The sequence below is a fragment of the Cupriavidus necator genome (genome assembly GCF_016127575.1).
GTDB lineage: Bacteria > Pseudomonadota > Gammaproteobacteria > Burkholderiales > Burkholderiaceae > Cupriavidus > Cupriavidus necator_D.
Window position 1 is genome coordinate 26,582 of record NZ_CP066018.1, and the last position, 18,109, is coordinate 44,690.

14 protein-coding genes and 2 tRNA genes are annotated in these 18,109 nt (G+C 67.3%); 11 read left to right on the forward strand and 5 right to left on the reverse strand.

From position 1 onward, the window contains the following. Positions 1–166 precede the first annotated feature (166 nt). Together I6H87_RS00130 and I6H87_RS00135 are read left to right on the forward strand one after the other, a co-directional pair. The gene (locus I6H87_RS00130; RefSeq protein WP_037024292.1) at positions 167–2,752 is read left to right on the forward strand and encodes a PAS domain S-box protein; all 2,586 of its coding nucleotides are present in this window, start codon (positions 167–169) and stop codon (positions 2,750–2,752) included. A gap of 170 nt (positions 2,753–2,922) precedes the next feature. Further along, positions 2,923–3,555, forward strand: coding sequence for a response regulator transcription factor (locus I6H87_RS00135; RefSeq protein WP_010813074.1), 633 nt, complete (start codon positions 2,923–2,925; stop codon positions 3,553–3,555). A gap of 98 nt (positions 3,556–3,653) precedes the next feature. Here the strand turns inward: I6H87_RS00135 and I6H87_RS00140 are convergent, their stop codons facing one another. After that, on the reverse strand, positions 3,654–4,334 hold the full coding sequence (locus I6H87_RS00140) for a hypothetical protein (RefSeq protein ID WP_010813075.1): 681 nt from the start codon (positions 4,332–4,334) through the stop codon (positions 3,654–3,656). Between the two features lie 159 nt (positions 4,335–4,493). On the opposite strand from I6H87_RS00140, the gene folD reads away from it, so the two are divergent. The 5 genes from folD (at position 4,494) to I6H87_RS00165 (ending at position 10,775) form a co-directional block, all read left to right on the forward strand. After that, positions 4,494–5,345 (forward strand): bifunctional methylenetetrahydrofolate dehydrogenase/methenyltetrahydrofolate cyclohydrolase FolD, encoded by an 852-nt coding sequence (folD, locus tag I6H87_RS00145; protein ID WP_010813076.1) that lies wholly within the window; start codon positions 4,494–4,496, stop codon positions 5,343–5,345. A 103-nt stretch (positions 5,346–5,448) separates the two neighbouring features. Then, complete coding sequence (locus I6H87_RS00150; protein WP_011615025.1) at positions 5,449–7,533, forward strand: M3 family metallopeptidase; 2,085 nt, start codon at positions 5,449–5,451, stop codon at positions 7,531–7,533. Next, positions 7,530–8,360 (forward strand): exodeoxyribonuclease III, encoded by an 831-nt coding sequence (gene xth / locus I6H87_RS00155; protein WP_011615024.1) that lies wholly within the window; start codon positions 7,530–7,532, stop codon positions 8,358–8,360. The genes I6H87_RS00150 and xth overlap by 4 nt, the downstream gene beginning before the upstream one ends. 86 nt (positions 8,361–8,446) lie before the next feature. Further along, positions 8,447–8,965 carry a homoprotocatechuate degradation operon regulator HpaR gene (hpaR, locus tag I6H87_RS00160; RefSeq protein ID WP_010813079.1) on the forward strand — a complete coding sequence of 173 codons (519 nt, stop codon included), beginning with the start codon at positions 8,447–8,449 and terminating at the stop codon, positions 8,963–8,965. Positions 8,966–8,984: 19 nt separating this feature from the next. Beyond that, positions 8,985–10,775: a SulP family inorganic anion transporter gene (locus I6H87_RS00165; RefSeq protein WP_011615022.1), complete on the forward strand. Its 1,791-nt coding sequence runs from the start codon at positions 8,985–8,987 to the stop codon at positions 10,773–10,775. A 221-nt stretch (positions 10,776–10,996) separates the two neighbouring features. Here I6H87_RS00165 and I6H87_RS00170 read toward each other — a convergent pair whose 3' ends face one another. After that, positions 10,997–11,260: a DUF1488 family protein gene (locus tag I6H87_RS00170; RefSeq protein ID WP_010813081.1), complete on the reverse strand. Its 264-nt coding sequence runs from the start codon at positions 11,258–11,260 to the stop codon at positions 10,997–10,999. Positions 11,261–11,485: 225 nt separating this feature from the next. On the opposite strand from I6H87_RS00170, the gene I6H87_RS00175 reads away from it, so the two are divergent. Then, positions 11,486–11,561, forward strand: a tRNA-Lys gene (locus I6H87_RS00175). A 116-nt stretch (positions 11,562–11,677) separates the two neighbouring features. Here I6H87_RS00175 and I6H87_RS00180 read toward each other — a convergent pair. Further along, positions 11,678–13,066 carry an 8-oxoguanine deaminase gene (locus I6H87_RS00180; RefSeq protein WP_011615021.1) on the reverse strand — a complete coding sequence of 463 codons (1,389 nt, stop codon included), beginning with the start codon at positions 13,064–13,066 and terminating at the stop codon, positions 11,678–11,680. Between the two features lie 133 nt (positions 13,067–13,199). Next, on the reverse strand, positions 13,200–14,108 hold the full coding sequence (locus tag I6H87_RS00185) for a LysR family transcriptional regulator (RefSeq protein WP_041687263.1): 909 nt from the start codon (positions 14,106–14,108) through the stop codon (positions 13,200–13,202). 146 nt (positions 14,109–14,254) lie between these two features. Here I6H87_RS00185 and I6H87_RS00190 point away from each other — a divergent pair. The 3 genes from I6H87_RS00190 to I6H87_RS00200 all read left to right on the forward strand — a co-directional run bounded on the left by I6H87_RS00190 (position 14,255) and on the right by I6H87_RS00200 (position 16,328). Continuing rightward, positions 14,255–14,330 (forward strand) — tRNA-Lys (locus tag I6H87_RS00190). A 341-nt stretch (positions 14,331–14,671) separates the two neighbouring features. Then, the gene (locus I6H87_RS00195) at positions 14,672–15,649 is read left to right on the forward strand and encodes a tripartite tricarboxylate transporter substrate binding protein BugE (RefSeq protein WP_041687261.1); all 978 of its coding nucleotides are present in this window, start codon (positions 14,672–14,674) and stop codon (positions 15,647–15,649) included. A gap of 319 nt (positions 15,650–15,968) precedes the next feature. Continuing rightward, positions 15,969–16,328: a hypothetical protein gene (locus tag I6H87_RS00200; protein ID WP_010813085.1), complete on the forward strand. Its 360-nt coding sequence runs from the start codon at positions 15,969–15,971 to the stop codon at positions 16,326–16,328. 71 nt (positions 16,329–16,399) lie between these two features. Here I6H87_RS00200 and I6H87_RS00205 read toward each other — a convergent pair whose 3' ends face one another. Next, the gene (locus tag I6H87_RS00205; protein WP_011615018.1) at positions 16,400–17,917 is read right to left on the reverse strand and encodes a succinyl-CoA:acetate CoA-transferase ScpC; all 1,518 of its coding nucleotides are present in this window, start codon (positions 17,915–17,917) and stop codon (positions 16,400–16,402) included. Positions 17,918–18,109: the final 192 nt, after the last annotated feature.

Here is an 18,109-nt window from a genome sequence, read left to right on the forward strand (position 1 = left end):
TGTGGAATTATGCGGCGGCGCACCAAGAATCACTGCCCGGCTGCCCCGCCATGCGCCATAAGCCTACCCGCCCCGGCCGCAGCAGCAATGTTTTCATTGGCGCTTTCCCCAAGCGACGCACCGCAATAATCTCGGTACACTGGTCGGTCAGCCGTCAATCCCTCCCATGCCGTTTTTCGACCGACTCCTTTCCAGCCTGCGTGCAGCCATGCTTCCTCCCGACGCGTCGGGGTCAGCCAAGGCGGCCGGAGGCGATCCCGCGCACGCCCCTTCGCCGGCTGCCGGACTGGGGCCGATCGAGGCGCTGGGCCCCGACGACGGCGCCCCCGTGGCCGCACCGCGCGGGCTGTGGTGGCTGCGCTGGCGCAACCTGGTGGCCACCAGCTGGTTCATGTTCATCCCGCTGGTTGCCATCGTGCTGTTCACGGTGGCCATGGGCGTGATCCTGTGGTCCCTGCACGAGACCGAGCGCCAGCAGCAGCGCGACGCCCTGTACCGCGACGCCGCCTGGGCGCAGCAGCGCGTGCGCCTGTCCCTGCTGAGCAACCAGGACCAGCTGGCCTCGCTGGCGCGCGACATCGCCGCCGCGCAGCTTGAGCAAGGCGCCTACCGCACCGCGGCGCAGGAAATCCTGCGCGAAAACCCCGAGATCGTTTTCATCAACTGGCTCGATGCCACCAAGCGCGGCCGCTGGTCGTTGCCATCGACCTCGGAATTCGCCAGCCGCCTGCGCGAGAACCAGGACCAGCCGCTCGAACCGGAAGTGCTCGACACCTTCGACGCCGCGCGCGAGACCCAGCGAGTGGTCTATTCGCGCCCGCTGGTCAACGAGCGCGGCGACAGCTTCATGCTGATGGAAGTGCCGATCGTGCGCGACAACGAGTTCCTCGGCACGCTCGGCGCGCTGTACTCGATCAACGGCATCCTGACGCACCTGCTGCCGCCTGAGCTGACCGAGCGCTACCGCTTCTCGCTGATCGACAAGAACAACCAGACCCGCGCCAGCACCTCGTTGCGGCCGGTGCCGGGCAACGCGCTGTCGTACGAGGTGCTGCTGGATCCGCCGGGTCACTCCCTGTCGCTGCGCGCCGATGCCTACCCGCCGGCGTCGAACCTGCCCAACAACATGCTGCTGTGGCTGGTGGTGGGGCTGTCGTGCTTCCTGCTGTGGAGCCTGTGGAGCATGTGGCGCCACACCAGCCGCCGCTCCGAGGCGCAGCGCGCGCTGCTGGCCGAGACCTCGTTCCGGCGCGCGATGGAAAACTCGATGCTGATCGGCCTGCGCGCGCTCGACCTGAACGGCCGCATCACCTATGTCAACCCGGCCTTCTGCCGCATGACTGGCTGGCAGGAGAACGACCTGGTCGGGCGCCTGCCGCCCTTCCCCTACTGGCCGCCCAACGACCAGCAGGAGATGCAGAAGCAGATCGACCTGACGCTGCAGGGCAAGTCGCCCGCCGGCGGCTACGAGATGCGCGTGATGCGCCGCGACGGCAGCAGCTTCTACGCGCGCATGTACGTGTCGCCGCTGGTGGACAGCCGCGGCCGCCATACTGGCTGGATGAGCTCGATGACGGACATCACCGAGCCCAAGCGCGCGCGCGAGGAACTGGCCGCGGCGCATGACCGCTTCACCACGGTGCTGGAAAGCCTGGATGCCGCGGTGTCGGTGCTGGCCACCGACAAGGCGGAGCTGCTCTTTGCCAACCGCTATTACCGCCAGCTGTTCGGCTGGGAGGCCGAGGGCCACCTCAAGCTGGCCGGCGACGACCTCGACAAGGACCAGGTCTCCAGCGACAACACCGACTATGTCGACGCCTATGCCGGCCTGCCGGCGTCCGAGCTGATGCCGTACGCATCGGACGCGCGCGAAGTGTTCGTGCCGGACATGCAGAAATGGTTCGAAGTGCGCCGCCGCTATATCCAGTGGGTCGACGGCCACCTGGCGCAGATGCAGATCGCCACCGATATCACGGTGCGCAAGGCCGCCGAGGAAATGGCGCGCCAGCATGAAGAGCGCCTGCAGTTCACCAGCCGCCTGACCACCATGGGCGAGATGGCCTCGTCGCTGGCGCATGAACTGAACCAGCCGCTGGCGGCCATCAACAACTACTGCATGGGCGCGGTGGCGCGGCTGCACTCGGGCCGCAGCACGCCGGAGGACCTGATCCCGGTGCTGGAGAAGACCTCGGCCCAGGCGGTGCGCGCCGGCACCATCATCAGCCGCATCCGCGGCTTCGTGAAGCGCAGCCAGCCGCAGCGGCGCGAGGCCGCGCTGCACGACATCGTCGCCGACGCGGTAGGCCTGGCCGACCTGGAGGCCACGCGCCGCCGCGTCACCATCCTGACCCGCCTGCCGACCCCGCCGCTGACGGTCTATGTCGACCCGGTGCTGATCGAGCAGGTGCTGGTGAACCTGCTCAAGAACGCGGTCGAGGCCATGGCCGGCCTGCCCGCCCTGCACGCCGGCGGCGTGGTGCGCCTGCACGCGCGGGTGGAGCCGGGCGAGATTGGCGACAGCGTCCATATCGACGTGATCGACCAGGGCCCGGGCGTGGACGAAGCCACCAAGGAGCGCCTGTTCGAGCCCTTCTTCAGCACCAAGTCCGACGGCATGGGCATGGGGCTGAACATCTGCCGCTCGATCATCGAGTCGCACCAGGGCCGCCTGTGGGTGGAGAACAATGCCGACGGCATCGGCTGTACATTTAAAATCATGCTGCCGCTGCAATCGGCGCTGGCCGAGCATTAAGCCGAAGCACAGGCCCTGTTGCCGAGGCCTTCGCGCCCGGGCATGCCCAAGGATTCCACAAAAAGCCGGCCCGCCCCGTTTCCCCCACGGATGTGGGGGGCCTGTCTCGCCACAGAGGGCCGCTGCCGGTTACACTTCGCAGCAATGAATTGTTGTCCCGAGGAGACTACATGACCGCAACGCCAAACCCCACGCCCCACCGCGGCGAGACCGTGTTCATCGTCGACGACGATGAAGCCATGCGCGACTCGCTGACCTGGCTGCTGGAGGGCAATGGCTACCAGGTGCGCAGCTTCACCAGCGCCGAGCAGTTCCTCGCCGCCTACGATGCCAGCCAGGTGTCGTGCCTGATCCTCGACGTGCGCATGCCCGGCATGAGCGGCCCGGAACTGCAGGAGCGCATGCTGGCCGAGCAGATCGACATTCCCATCGTCTTTATCACCGGCCACGGCGACGTGCCGATGGCGGTATCGACGATGAAGCGCGGCGCCATCGACTTCATCGAAAAGCCCTTCGATGAGTCCGAGCTGCGCGCACTGGTCGAGCGCATGCTGACCAAGGCCCGCACCGACCATTCCGCCGCACGCGAGCAGCGCGCCGCCAAGGACCTGCTGGGCAAGCTGACCACGCGCGAGCAGCAGGTGCTCGAGCGCATCGTTGCCGGCCGCCTGAACAAGCAGATCGCCGACGACCTGGGCATTTCCATCAAGACCGTGGAGGCGCACCGCGCCAACATCATGGAAAAGCTCAACGTCAACACCGTCGCCGACCTGCTGCGCCTGGCGCTGTCACGCAACAGCTGAGCGGCTGGCGCCTGCCTCTGCCTGACCCGGTGCGGCCCGCGGCCGCACCGGCTGCCCTCTCCGCGCCGTCCGGCGCCGCCCCTGCCCCCTCAGTCCCGTCAGCGGTCCAGGTATTCCTCGTCCCGGAACGTGACCACCCATTGTGGCCGATAGACCACAAAAATCGCCACCAGCATGCCGGTCAGGAAGGCCTCGCCAAAGGCCAGGATGACGGCTGCCGTCAGGGTATCGGCAATGCTCCATGGCAGGCCCGGCGCCGTCAGGTGGCGCCAGCCGGCCTCGGCCGCGCTGGCGCCCAGCGCGGCCAGCCCGGCCGTGAAATAGCCGTGCCCGAGGATAAAGACGAACGGATGCCGCGGCAGCAGACGCCGCATCATCGCCTGCAACGCTGCGGAGATCAGCGCCGGCAGCAGCGCCAGCCAGACGTAGCGCACCCACAGCGAGGGCCAGTCGAACTGTGCCCAGCCATGCCCGGCCAGGTATTCGAGCCCGAACAGCGACACCACGTCCACCACGAACAGCGACAGCAGCGCCAGCGGCAGCCCGAACAGCGTCACCATCAGCGTGGCGCCGAGCAACTGGATCACCAGCCCGCCGACCAGGGTGGCGCGCAACGTCCACAGCAGCGCCACCAGCACCATCGCACCCAGCCAGGCGTTCTGCAGCGCATTGCGCCGCAACAGCTGCCAGGGCCGGCGCGTCAGCGCCCACAGCAGTGCCGCCAGGGACAGCAACAACAGCAAGGGATGGGACAGCAGGGATGGAAGCGCGGTGTGCATTCGGCCGATGCTACCAGCGCTGCCCCCGCCCGGCCTTGCACCCGCTCAAGCTCCGTGCGGCAAGCCCCACGCAACCTTTATAATTCCGCCTTTAGCCCAACCCGCGCTCCGGCGCGCGGCGGCACCTCCACCTCCCGGCCACAAACCCGCCCTGCCTCCATGCCTGCCCAACTGATCGACGGCAATGCCCTTGCCAAACAAATCCGCTCCGAAGCCGCCCTGCGCGCCGCCCGCCTGACCGAGCGTGGCCACCGGCCCGGCCTGGCCGTGATCCTGGTCGGCGAGGACCCGGCCAGCCAGGTCTACGTCCGCAACAAGGTCAAGGCCTGCCAGGACAACGGCTTTCATTCCTCGCTCGACCGCTACCCGGCCGACCTGTCGGAGGCGGAACTGCTGGCCCGTATCGAGGCCCTGAACCAGGACCCCAACATCCACGGCATCCTGGTGCAGCTGCCCCTGCCCAAGCATATCGACAGCCACAAGGTGCTTGAAGCCATCGCCCCCGAAAAGGATGTCGACGGCTTCCATGTGGCCAATGCCGGCGCGCTGATGACCGGCGCCCCGCTGTTCCGCCCGTGCACGCCCTACGGCTGCATGAAGATGCTGGAATCGGTCCAGTTCCCGCTGCGCGGCGCCCGCGCCGTGGTGGTGGGCGCCTCCAATATCGTCGGCAAGCCGATGGCGATGCTGCTGCTGCAGGCCGGCGCCACCGTCACCATCTGCAACAGCAAGACGCGCGACATCGGCGCCCACACCCGCGACGCGGATGTGGTGGTGGCCGCGGTCGGCAAACGCAACCTGATCACCGCCGACATGGTCAAACCGGGCGCGGTGGTGATCGACGTGGGCATGAACCGCGACGACAACGGCAAGCTGTGCGGCGACGTCGACTTTGCCGGCGTGCGTGAAGTCGCCGGCTACATCACGCCGGTGCCGGGCGGCGTCGGCCCGATGACCATCACCATGCTGCTGGTCAATACGCTGGAAGCCGCCGAGCGCGCCGCCGGCTGAGGCCGCGCGTACGATACGCCACCCGGGGCCCTGGAAAATCCGGCGCCCCGGCCCCATCTGCGGGATTATTGCCCGATCGAGGCCAGCCAACCGAGAACACGCCATGGACCAAGCCGCCAACGCTACCAATCCTCTGCTGGACTTTTCCGACCTGCCCCGCTTTGCCGAGATCCGGCCCGAGCACATCAGCCCGGCGCTGGACGTGCTGCTGGAACGCGCGCAGCAGGCCGTCGCCCGCGCCGAAGATCCGGCCACGCCCGCCGACTGGAGCAACGCCGTGCAGGCGCTGGAAGCGGCCACCGAGCCGCTGGGCCGCGCCTGGGGCGTGGTCAGCCACCTGAGCGCCGTGGCCGATACGCCCGAACTGCGCAAGGCTCACGCCGAGAACCTGCCGCGCATGACCGAGTTCTGGTCCTCGCTCGGCCAGAGCCTGGCGCTGTATGAGAAGTACAAGGCGCTGGCTGCCAGCCCGGAGTTCGCCGGCATGAGCGCGGCGCGCCACCAGCTGATCGAGAACGAACTGCGCGGCTTCCGCCTGGGCGGTGCCGAACTGCCTGAAGGCAAGAAGCCGCGCTTCGCCGAGATCCAGGAGCAGCAGGCCCAGCTGTCCAAGGCCTTTTCCGACCACGTGCTGGATGCCACCAACGCCTACGCGCTGCATGTCGAGGACGAGGGCCGCCTGTCCGGCCTGCCCGATGACGCCAGGGAAGCCGCCCGCCATGCCGCAGAGAAGGATGGCAAGGCCGGCTGGAAATTCACGCTGCACTTCCCGTCCTACTTCCCGGTGCTGCAGTACGCGGACGACCGCGCGCTGCGCCAGACCCTGTATGTAGCCAATGTAACGCGCGCCTCGGAACTGGGCCCGCAGCATGGTCAGGGCCAGGCCGACTGGGACAATACCGCCAATATGCGCGAGCAGCTGGCCCTGCGCCGCGAAGAGGCGCAGATGCTGGGCTACCAGTGCTACGGCGAAGTCTCGCTGGTGCCGAAGATGGCCGAATCGCCGGCCGAGGTGCTGAAGTTCCTCGACGAGCTCGCCGTCAAGGCGCGCCCCTACGCCGAGAAGGACTGGGCCGAAATGAAGGCCTTTGCCGCCGCAGAGCTGGGGCTGCCTGAGCTGGCGCCATGGGATGTCGCCTATGCCTCGGAGAAGCTGCGCCAGCAGCGCTATGCGTTCTCCGAGCAAGAGGTCAAGCAGTACTTCCCGGAAGCGAAGGTGCTCGAGGGCCTGTTCGGCGTGGTGCAGAAGCTGTTCTCGGTGCGCATCGAGCCCGAGCAGGCGCAGACCTGGCACAAGGACGCGCGCTTCTTCCGCGTCACCACCGCCGACGGCACGCTGCTGGCCCAGTTCTACATCGACCTGTACGCGCGCGAAGGCAAGCGCGGCGGCGCCTGGATGGACGACGCGCGCGGCCGCAAGGTGCTGGAGCAAGGCGGCGTGCAGACGCCGGTGGCCTACCTGACCTGCAACTTCTCCGCGCCGGTGGGCGACAAGCCCGCGCTGTTCACGCACGATGAAGTGATCACCCTGTTCCATGAGTTCGGCCACGGCCTGCACCACATGCTGACGCAGGTGGGCGAGCTCGGCGTGTCGGGCATCAACGGCGTGGAATGGGATGCGGTGGAGCTGCCGTCGCAGTTCATGGAGAACTTCTGCTGGGAGTACGAGGTGCTGACCGGCATGACGCAGCACATCGACACCGGCGAGCCGCTGCCACGCGCGCTGTTCGACCGCATGCTGGCCGCCAAGAACTTCCAGAACGGCATGATGACGCTGCGCCAGATCGTGTTTTCGTCGTTCGACATGCACCTGCACACCGACTTCGATCCGGCCGGCGCCACCTCGGTGCTGGACCTGTCGCGCCAGATCAACGACCGCGTGCACGTGGTGCCACAGCATCCGCTGTCGCGCTGGCCGAACACCTTCAGCCATATCTTCGCCGGCGGCTATGCGGCGGGCTACTACAGCTACAAGTGGGCCGAGGTGCTGTCGGCCGACGTGTACGCGGCGTTCGAGGAAGCCGCTCAGCTGTCGGGCAGCGTGCTCGACAGCGAGACCGGCGCGCGCTACCAGCGCGAGATCCTGTCGGTGGGCGGCAGCCGTCCGGCAATGGACTCGTTTGTCGCGTTCCGCGGCCGCGCGCCGCAGATCGACGCGCTGCTGCGCCACGGCGGGATGGCAGCATGAGCGCGGCCGCCCTGCCCGCCAGCGGCCCGCTTCGCATTGCCAGCTGGAACGTCAACTCGCTCAAGGTGCGCCTGCCGCAGGTGCTGCAATGGCTGGCCGAGCAGGACCAGACCGGCGCGCCGATCGACGCGCTGTGCCTGCAGGAACTGAAGCTGCCGGACGACAAGTACCCGCTGGCCGAACTGGAGAACGCGGGCTTCCACAGCATCTACACCGGGCAGAAGACGTACAACGGCGTGGCCATCCTCGCACGCGACGCCAGCATGCCCGGCCCCGCCGACGTGGTGCGCAACATCCCCGGCTTCGAGGACGCGCAGCAGCGCGTGATCGCTGCCACTTATGGCGACCTGCGGCTGGTCTGCGCCTACTTCCCCAACGGGCAGGCGCCGGACTCGGACAAGTTCGTCTACAAGCTCAAGTGGCTGGACGCGATGACGGCGTGGCTGCGCGAAGAAATGAAGCGCTACCCGAAGCTGGCGCTGCTGGGCGACTTCAATATCGCGCCGGAAGACCGCGACGTGCACGACCCCAAGAAATGGGAAGGCCAGAACCTGGTCTCGCCGCAGGAGCGCGCCGCCTTTGCCGCACTGGTGGAGCTCGGCCTGGCGGATGCGTTCCGCCAGTTCGAGCAGCCGGAGAAGGCCTTCTCGTGGTGGGACTACCGCATGATGGCGTTCCGCCGCAATGCGGGCCTGCGCATCGACCACATCCTGCTGTCGCCGGCATTGACCAGCGGCTGCAGCGCCTGCGTGATCGACCGCGTGCCGCGCACGTGGGAGCAGCCGTCGGACCACACGCCGGTGGTCGCCACGCTCAGTTGCAACTGAACGCGCCGCTGGCGCCGCGCGCGGGTTCAGGCAAGTCCGCACAAGCCCCGCTCGCCGCGCGGCGCCGCGCCCGCTACACTGCGGGCATGAGCCACACCCGCCAGGCCATGTTCCGCCACCGCAACCTTCCTCACCTGCTGCTGCAAGCGCGCGAGACATTGCTGGCCGGCTTTCGCCCGATCCTGCGGCAGTTCGGCATCACCGAGCAGCAATGGCGCGTGATGCGCACGCTCAACGAGCGCGAGCCGATGGAGCCGAACCAGCTGGCCGACGCCTGCCTGATCCTGAGCCCCAGCCTGACCCGCATGCTGTGCGGCATGGAAGACGCCGGGCTGGTCGAACGGACCCGCTCTGCCACCGACCAGCGCCGCCAGCTGGTCAGCCTGACGCCGTCGGCGCGCGCCATCATCGTGCAAATGGAGCCGCTGGTCGATGCGCGCTACCAGGAGCTGGCGCAGCGGCTCGGCCCGGAGCGCCTGACCGAGGTCTACCGCGCGCTCGACGCCATGCTGGCCGGCCTGGCGCCGCAGCCGAACCTGCCCGAATCCACCCCGCCCGAATCCGTTGCCTCGCCACCGCCTGGGCGCGGCGGCGAGGCCGGCTGAGCCTGCCCCTTCATTGCCGATGCCCGCGTCCCATCCCGGATCACTCCTGCCGCGCCTGTTCCCATGGAGCCAGCGCGTCGACAAGACCACGCTGCGCGCCGACCTGGTGGCCGGCCTGCTCGGCGCCGTGCTGGTGCTGCCGCAGGGCGTGGCCTTCGCCACGCTGGCGGGCCTGCCGCCGCAATATGGCATCTACAGCGCGGTGGTGCCGTGCATCGTGGCGGCGCTGTTCGGTTCGAGCTGGCACGTGATGTCGGGGCCGACCAACGCCAATTCGCTGGCATTGTTCGCGATGCTGAGCCCGCTTGCGTTTGCCGGCAGCCCAGCCTATATCGCGCTGGCGCTGGCGGTCACCATCGTGGTGGGCGTGATGCAGCTCGCCGTGGGCACGTTGCGGCTGGGCACGCTGGCCAACTTTATTTCGCCGTCGGTGCTGCTCGGTTTCACCTGCGGCGCCGCGACGCTGATCGGCCTGTATGCGCTCAAGGACCTGTTCGGGCTGGCGGTGCCGACCGGCACCAGTGCATTCGGCGTGCTGCGCCACCTGTTCGAGAACATCGACGCCATCAACTGGGGCGCGGCCGCCGTAGGCGCGGTCACGCTGGTGGTGACGCTGCTGTGCAAGCGGCTGTGGCCGCGGCTGCCGTTCATGCTGCTGGGGCTGCTGGCCGGCTACGGCGTGGCGCTGCTGCTGAACCAGTCCGGCGCGGGCGGCGCCCACCATGTCAACGTGGTCGGGCCGATCCCGTCGGCGCTGCCGCGCTTCCACCTTCCCGATGTGGACTGGCGCAAGCTGCCAGACCTGCTGGGCATCGCCTCGGCGCTGACCATCGTCGCGCTGGGCCAGTCGATCTCGATCGCCAAGGCGGTGGCGCTGCGCTCGGGCCAGCATATCGACGCCAACCGCGAGTTCATCGGCCAGGGCCTGTCCAATATCGCGGGCGGCTTCTTCTCGGGCTATATCTCGTGCGGCTCGCTCAACCGCTCGGTACCCAATTTCGAAGCCGGCGCGCGCACGCCGCTGGCCAGCGTGTTCTCGGCGCTGTGGCTGGTGGCGCTGGTGGCTGTCAGCGCCCCGCTGCTGGCACAGATCCCGATGGCGGCGATCGCCGCGATGTTGCTGCTGGTGGCGTGGGGCCTGCTCGACACCGCGCGGCTGCGCCGCATCTTCACGCTCAGCCGCACGGAATTTGCCATCGCCATCGGCACCTTCGCCGCCACGCTGGTGATCCGGCTGGAGATGGCGGTGCTGCTCGGCACCGTGCTGTCGCTGGTGGCGTACCTGTACCGCACCTCGCGGCCGGCCGTGCGCAGCCTGGTGCCCGATGCCGACGATCCCGGCCGGCGCTTCACGCCGCTGGACGAGCTGCGCCGCCCGCAGCCGGAATGCCCGCAACTGAAGCTGCTGCGCATGGAAGGCGCGATCTACTTCGGCGCGGTGCAGTACGTGACGGATCGCCTGCACTGGCTGCGCACGGTCAACGCCGGCCAGACGCACCTGCTGGCGATGACCAAGAGCATGAACTTCATCGACCTGGCCGGTGCCGAGATGTGGGAAAACGAGCTCGCCGAACGGCGCGCGCTGGGCGGCGATCTGTACTTCCACCGCCCGCGCACGCAGGTCTTGCAGACCTGGGCGCAGACCGGCTTTACCGACAAGCTCGGAGCCGACCATATCTTCCCGACGAAGCGGCAGGCGCTGCACACGATCGTCGGCCAGCTCTCGCCGGAAATCTGCGCGCAATGCACCGTGCGGATCTTTGAAGAATGCGCATCACGACCAGGCGCCGCGACCCCGGCAGCACAATGAACTGAAGCGCCGGCGCGTCGGCATGAGCGGCGGCCGCGCGCCAGCGTTCAGCAACAGTACGGCTGCAGGAAAAACCTGGAAACTGAAACGGGAAAAGCGGGGATCTGCCTGTGCCGGCGTTGCCGGCTTGGCACGCAAGGCCGGACGGCCCTACGTCTGGGAACCTGATAACAGATAGGCGCCCGCGGCATGCCGGGGCCTGGCCGGGGCATCCATCCGCATCAGATCGGCGCCACGTGGGCGCGCTTGACGACGATTGGCTGGGGCGCGCCCTGCTCGATCAGCACCACGGCGGCGCGTTCGATGGTTTCGCGGCCGGCACGGAATGCCTCTTCCAGCGACAGTACCTGGTCGGCACTGAAGCCTTCCCACAGTGCTTCGCGTGTCACCACGCAAGTCACCTTCTCGCCATTGACAAGTGCCTGGAACAACAAGCCTTCATTATTGATGTCGTAGCGCTCTTGCTCTTGGAATTTGATTTCCATCGGTGCAGCCCTCCATATGCAAGTGGAGAAACATCCTAACATGGCTCCGGCAAAATCGTATGGATAGAGCCCATGCGAATGCGCTCATTGCGAAGACCATCACGGCCGCCTTCGAGTTCCATCCGCGCGTATGTGTGGCTCCCGGTCACAATGACGGGGTTGTTCCGGCAAGTGCGTCAAACATTTGACAGCGCCGAAAATCATGCTAGAATCTCGTTCTTCGTTGGGGCGTTAGCTCAGTTGGTAGAGCAGCGGACTCTTAATCCGTAGGTCGAGTGTTCGAGTCACTCACGCCCCACCACCGAATACAGAAAGGCCGGAAGCAGCAATGCTTCCGGCCTTTTGCTTTGTGCGCTTGCCTGATTGGCTAATCCGCCGCGGCGCAGGCACGTGCCCACGCCACAGCGGCCCCGTGCATCAGGCGCCCTGGCTGGCGCGCTCGAACAGCGTACGTGCCAGCGCGCGATGGCACAGCAGCACGTTGGGCAGGTCGACCGTCAGCAGTGCACCGTCGCGCACCACTTCCCTGCCGTTGATCACGCTCGCCGCGACATTGGCCGGCGTGCAGAACACCAGCGCCGCCACCGGGTCATGGCCGGCGCCGGCAAAGCCGACCTGCGACATGTCGAAGGCGACAAAATCCGCCGACATGCCCGGCGCCAGCGCACCGATATCGTCGCGGTTGAGCACGCGCGCGCCACCCAGCGTGGCAATCTCCAGCGCCTCGCGCGCGCTCATGGCGGCCGGCCCGTAGCCAACGCGCTGCAGCAGCATGGCCTGGCGCGCCTCGCCCAGCATATGCGCGCCGTCGTTCGACGCGCTGCCGTCCACGCCCAGGCCCACCGGCACGCCGGCATCGCGCATGGCGCGCACCGGTGCAATGCCGGATGCCAGCCGCATGTTCGAGCACGGGCAATGCGCCACGCCGGTCCCGGTGCGGGCAAACAGTGCGATGCCCTCGTCGTCCAGCTTGACGCAGTGCGCATGCCACACATCGTGTCCGACCCAGCCCAGGTCCTCGGCATACTGGGCCGGCGTCAGGCCGAATTTCTCACGCGAGTAGGCAATGTCGTTGTCGTTCTCGGCCAGGTGCGTGTGCAGCGACACGCCATAGTGCCGCGCCATATTGGCCGACTCGCGCATCAGGTCGCGTGACACCGAAAACGGCGAGCACGGCGCCAGCACCACGCGCAGCATCGCGTGGCGCGCACTGTCGTGGTACTGCTCCACCAGCCGCTGGCTGTCGCGCAGGATGGCGGCCTCCTCTTCCACCACCACGTCCGGCGGCAGGCCGCCCTTGCTGCGGCCCACGCTCATCGAGCCGCGCGCGGCGTGGAAGCGCATGCCCATCTCCTGCGCCGCGGCAATCGAGTCATCCAGGCGCGACCCGTTCGGGAACAAGTAGAGGTGGTCGCTGGTGGTGGTGCAGCCCGACAGCATCAGCTCGGCCATCGCGGTCTTGGTCGACACCGCGATCATTTCCGGCGTCAGGTGCGACCACAGCATGTACAGGTTGGTCAGCCACGAGAACAGCTCGGCGTCCTGCGCGGCTGGCACCGCGCGCGTCAGGCTCTGGTACATGTGGTGGTGGGTGTTGACCAGACCGGGCGTGACCACGCGACCGCGCATGTCGAGCACCTGCGCGCTGCCGTCGTCGACCATGCGCCGGTACTGCGGCGGCAGTTCCGAGGTCGGGCCGACCCACTGCACGGCGGGGCCTTCGGCAACCAGGGCGCCATCGCGGATCTCGCGGCGCTGCGCATCCATGGTGACCAGCACGTCGGCGTTCAGGGCAATCAGGGTCATGGCGGAATTCCTTCTGCAAAACGAATTGGGGGACTGGATGGCAGCCAGTCTACGGCGGCGAAGTGCAATCCCCCAAGCGCAGAATTCCGATCATCCTGTCCACAAAAAGTGGACACCTGCGACACCCTGTTGCTCAGCGCGCCTGCGCGAACAAGACCGCCAGCGCGTCGCCGATGCGCTCGGCCATCAGCTCGGCAGCGGCGCTGAGCGGGCCGCGAGCGCGCGCCACCAGCGTCAGCGTCTGGCCCTGCAGGTGGCGGTCGCGCAGTGGCACGTAGACCAGCGCCTGGCGGGCGCGCTCTTCCATCACATCGAGCGGGTTCAGCAGCGCGATGCCGGTGCCCAGCATCACCAGTTGCCGGATCAGCGCGGTCGAGGTGGACTCCGCCACCGGCGAGACCTCGATCGCATTGCGGGCAAAGGCCGCATCCAGGATGGCGCGGATCGACAGCGAGGGCGCCGGCAGGATCAGCGGATAGCCGACGCATTCGCTCAGCAGCGCCGATTGCCGGGCCGCCAGCGCATGGCCCGGCGGCACCACCGCGCCGATCTGCCAGTCGCTGGTGGCCAGCGCGCGGAAGGCGGGCAGCTCAGGCAGGTCATAGCCAAGGCCCAGGTCGGCGTCGCCCTGCCCCACCGCCGTGGTGATATCGGCCACCGGCAGGTCGGCGACGCGCACCACGATGCCCGGGTAGCGCTGGCGGAAGTCATGCACCAGCGACGGCATCAGCGAGCCCGCCAGGCCGGCCGTGACCGCCACGGTGACCTCGCCGCGGCGCGCGCCCTTGAAGTCCTCGATGCGCTCGCGCAGCGCGTCGTGCTCGCGCAGCGTCTGGCGCACGTGGGCCAGCACCATCTCGCCCAGCGGCGTCAGCCGCAGCCGCTTGTTGATGCGCTCGAACAGCGGCGCGCCCAGTTCCGCCTCCAGGTCCAGGATCTGGCGGTTGACCGCGGTCGGCGCCACATGCAGGTGCTCGGCCGCCTTGCGGATCGAACCGCGGCGGACGACCTCGTCGAGATAGCGCAGGACTCTGGCGTGCATGGACTGGGCAAGCAGTTGGATAGTAACCACCGCGCGGGACGCGCGCGGTGGCTGGCATTGTAGCGGCCAGTGCAGCCTGGCTCGCAAAAATTGCGCGAAGGCTATTGCGTCTTATCAGATACCTTGCTAAAATCTTTTTCTTCGTTGGGGCGTTAGCTCAGTTGGTAGAGCAGCGGACTCTTAATCCGTAGGTCGAGTGTTCGAGTCACTCACGCCCCACCAGCGAATTCAGGAAAAGCCGGAAGCCTTGCTTCCGGCTTTTTTCATTTCCGCCGCGCTGCTTTGCGCGCGCGGTCGGCATGGCTGCCGGTTTCTTGATACGCGGGTTCTCACCAATTCCCCTGCGCCCGCTTTCCCGGTTGAATCGCATCCGCGCACATTGTGGAACATGGTTCCGTATCGCGGAACTATCGCAAGGTGCCGGCCGTCGCCGCATCCCGGCACGGCCCGGTCATGCCAGCGCGGGGAACCGTGACAGCGCGGGGCGCAGACGAAAGGTCTGGGTCCGAAGAAACGCCTGCAGCCCGCCTGGCGAATCAGTGAAAGAAGAACGGAGGCACTCCTTGAAAGCAGTTATCAGCGCCGGCGCAGCCGCCTGCATCGCGGCCCTTGGCCTGGCCCACGGCCTGGCCCAAGCCCAGTCCTACCCCAACAAGCCGATCCGCCTGATCGTTCCGTTCGCGGCCGGCGGCACCACCGACATCGTTGCGCGCGCGGTCTCCGACGGCCTTGGCCGCGAGCTGGGCCAGCCGGTGGTGGTGGAAAACCGCGGCGGCGGCGGCGGCGCGATCGGCGCCGACGCGCTCGCCAAGTCCGCCCCGGACGGCTACACGCTGGGCATCGCCACCGTCAGCACGATGGCGACCAACCCCGCCACCAACCCCAAGAACCCGTACGACCCGCTCAAGGACTTCGCGCCGATCACCAACCTGGTCAACGTGCCGAACGTGCTGACGGTCAACCCGAAGGTGCCGGCCAAGACCCTTAAGGAGTTCGTCGCGATGCTGCAGGCCAGCCCCGGCAAGTACAGCTACGCCTCGGCCGGCAAGGGCAGCATCTCGCACCTGGACGGCGAGCTGTTCAAGGACATCACCAAGACCGACATGGTCCATATCCCCTACCGCGGATCGGGCCCTGCGCTGAACGACACGCTGGCCGGCCAGGTCAACGCGCAGTTCGACAACCTGCCGTCGTCGATGCCGCATATCCAGGTCGGCAAGCTGCGCGCGCTGGCAGTGGCGGCGCCCAAGCGGGTCGAGGGCCTGCCAGACGTGCCGACCTTTGCCGAAGCCGGCATGAAGGACATGAACAACATGGCCTGGTACGGCCTGGTGGCCCCGGCCGGCACGCCGGCGGCAATCATCACGCGCGTGCATGATGCCGCGGTCAAGGCGCTGCAGGACCCCAACGTCAAGCGCCGCCTGGCCGACAGCGGTGCCTACACCGACGGCAACACCCCGGCGCAGTACGCCGCCCAGATCAAGCGCGAGCTGGACCTGCGCAAGAAGATCGCACGCGACCAGAACATCACACTGGAATAACCGGACGGCGAAACCGTCCCGCGAGGGGTCATGACCGGCTGCCACCTGGCAGCCGGTTTTTTTATGGCTGCCAGTTGAAAATGTGCCATCAGTCACCCACATCTGCCCCAGAATCGTTGCATTTGATCCGGCGCAGTACGCAGGCAACGCCATCGGTATTCAATACTTGTAGAAGAAACTTTCACTTTGCGGACAAGCGCTGACTCGGTACATTAACCGGGTGTTCCGCCACATGTGCCCAGCCGCCACCGGCCAGGCTCGGCCCCAAAACCGGATTCGCGCAGGCGCTGCGCGACCGTCAATCGCGAGGATAAGCAAGATGCTGAAGAAGACCGTTTCGACCCTGATCGTTGCAGCACTGGCCGCGCTGGGCGCGACGCAGGTCTATGCGCAGAAGAACTACACCGAAGGCGGCGATCTCTACGGTGGCAGCCACACCAAGAAGGCCAGCCCGAACCAGAACCCCGCCAAATCCGGCAAGTTCGACCCGTACACCGATGGCGCCAAGCAATCGACCAAGTCGGACCTGACCAACTCGGGCAAGAAGTTCGACCCGAACACGGATGGCGCCAAGGCCGGCAAGTTCGATCCGTACACCGACGGCGCCAAGGCCGGCAAGGCTGATCCGTACACCGACGGCGCCAAGGCGCCTGCCAGCCAGGGCGGCAAGGCGCAGTAAGCCTGCCCCGGCGGCACCAAGGCAAACAGCCCGCTTGCGCGGGCTGTTTTGCTTTCTGGCGGAAGCCGCGCTCAGGCTGCCATCGCCTGGGCCGGCTGCGCGGGCAGCATGGTGCCGCGGTCGCGGAAGCCGACATGCCAGGACAGCGCCTCTTCCAGCAGGTGCGGGGTCTGGCCGCCATGGGTGCTGGCGCGCCGGAAGTAGTCGCCCAGCAGCTCGCGGTATTGCGGGTCGGCACAGTTGTCGATGACCGTGCGCGCGCGTTCGCGCGGCGCCAGGCCGCGCAGGTCGGCCAGGCCGTGCTCGGTGACGATGATGTCGACGTCGTGCTCGGTATGGTCCACGTGCGCCACCATCGGCACGATGCTGGAGGCATCGCCGTCCTTGGCCACCGACTTGGTCACGAATACCGACAGGTGCGCATTGCGCGCAAAATCGCCGGAGCCACCGATGCCGTTCATCATGTGCGTGCCCCCCACATGCGTGGAGTTGACGTTGCCGTAAATGTCGCACTCGAGCGCCGTGTTGATGGTAATCAGCCCGAGCCGGCGCAGGATCTCAGGATGGTTGCTGATCTCCTGCGGACGCAGCAGCAGGCGCGAGCGATAGCGGTCCAGGTTGGACAGGAAGCGCTGGTACACCTCGCGCGTCAGCGTCACCGAAGAGGCCGAGGCAAACGCCAGGCGCCCCGCATCCAGAAGTTCGATGGTGCTGTCCTGCAGCACCTCGGAATACATCTGCAAGTCGCGGAACGGTGAATCGACCATGCCGTGCAACACCGCGTTGGCAATGGTGCCAATGCCCGCCTGCAGCGGCTGCAGCGAGGGCGAGAGCCTGCCGGCGCGGACTTCGCGCAGCAGGAAATCGTTGAGATGGCCGGCGATATTGCGGGTATCGGCATCCGGCGGCAGCGCGTTGGACGGGCTATCGTCCTTGGCGGTGATGACGATGGCCGCGATCTTCTCGGGATCGATGGGGATATACGGCAGGCGAATGCGCTGCTCGGGCGCAATCAGCGGGATCGGCTGGCGGTACGGGCGCCGCACCGGGAAGTAGATGTCGTGCAGCCCTTCCAGCTCCAGCGGCATGTTCAGGTTGATCTCGACGATCACCTTGCGCGCCAGTATGGCGAAGCTGGCCGAGTTGCCGACCGAGGTGCTGGGGATGATGCCGCCCTGCTCGGTGATCGCCACCGCTTCCACCACGGCAACGTCCACCGGTGCGATCTGGCCGGAACGCAGTTGCTCCACGGTCTCGGACAGGTGCTGGTCGATGAACATCACTTCGCCTGCGTTGATCTTGCGGCGCAGCGTCGCGTCGGACTGGAACGGCAGGCGGCGCGCAATCACGTCCGCCTCGGCGAGTACCCGATCGATGTCGTTTCCCAGCGACGCGCCGGTCATCAGGGTGATGCGCAGAGGCTCGGTGGCCGCGCGCCGCGCCAGCGCAAACGGGACTTCCTTGCAGTCGCCCGCGCGCGTGAAACCGCTCATGCCTACCGTCATGCCATCGCGGATCAGCGCGGCGGCTTCGTCGGCCGAGACTACCTTGTCGTGCAGCCTGGCCAGGCGAATGCGTTCCTTGTACATCCTTATCTCCGGTCTGGCGGCCGGGCCCGTGCCCGCGCCGCGCGCCCCTGCTGGCCTGAAGGCTCGTTGGCGGGGTCTCCGGCAGGCAGTGTAGCCAGCCGCATACATTCTGGCTGTGATTTAAAGTCATGGCTCCCAGTCGCTTTATTCATAGCTCAAGCCATGCCAGGGGTCGTGCGGGATACTATGTCC

Bases quoted from the DNA above. Each gene is read 5' to 3' on its own strand.
- I6H87_RS00130 (WP_037024292.1), top strand. From the start codon at position 167: ATGCCGTTTTTCGACCGACTCCTTTCCAGCCTGCGTGCAGCCATGCTT.
- I6H87_RS00135 (WP_010813074.1), top strand. From the start codon at position 2,923: ATGACCGCAACGCCAAACCCCACGCCCCACCGCGGCGAGACCGTGTTC.
- I6H87_RS00140 (WP_010813075.1), bottom strand. From the start codon at position 4,334: ATGCACACCGCGCTTCCATCCCTGCTGTCCCATCCCTTGCTGTTGTTG.
- folD (WP_010813076.1), top strand. From the start codon at position 4,494: ATGCCTGCCCAACTGATCGACGGCAATGCCCTTGCCAAACAAATCCGC.
- I6H87_RS00150 (WP_011615025.1), top strand. From the start codon at position 5,449: ATGGACCAAGCCGCCAACGCTACCAATCCTCTGCTGGACTTTTCCGAC.
- xth (WP_011615024.1), top strand. From the start codon at position 7,530: ATGAGCGCGGCCGCCCTGCCCGCCAGCGGCCCGCTTCGCATTGCCAGC.
- hpaR (WP_010813079.1), top strand. From the start codon at position 8,447: ATGAGCCACACCCGCCAGGCCATGTTCCGCCACCGCAACCTTCCTCAC.
- I6H87_RS00165 (WP_011615022.1), top strand. From the start codon at position 8,985: ATGCCCGCGTCCCATCCCGGATCACTCCTGCCGCGCCTGTTCCCATGG.
- I6H87_RS00170 (WP_010813081.1), bottom strand. From the start codon at position 11,260: ATGGAAATCAAATTCCAAGAGCAAGAGCGCTACGACATCAATAATGAA.
- I6H87_RS00180 (WP_011615021.1), bottom strand. From the start codon at position 13,066: ATGACCCTGATTGCCCTGAACGCCGACGTGCTGGTCACCATGGATGCG.
- I6H87_RS00185 (WP_041687263.1), bottom strand. From the start codon at position 14,108: ATGCACGCCAGAGTCCTGCGCTATCTCGACGAGGTCGTCCGCCGCGGT.
- I6H87_RS00200 (WP_010813085.1), top strand. From the start codon at position 15,969: ATGCTGAAGAAGACCGTTTCGACCCTGATCGTTGCAGCACTGGCCGCG.
- I6H87_RS00205 (WP_011615018.1), bottom strand. From the start codon at position 17,917: ATGTACAAGGAACGCATTCGCCTGGCCAGGCTGCACGACAAGGTAGTC.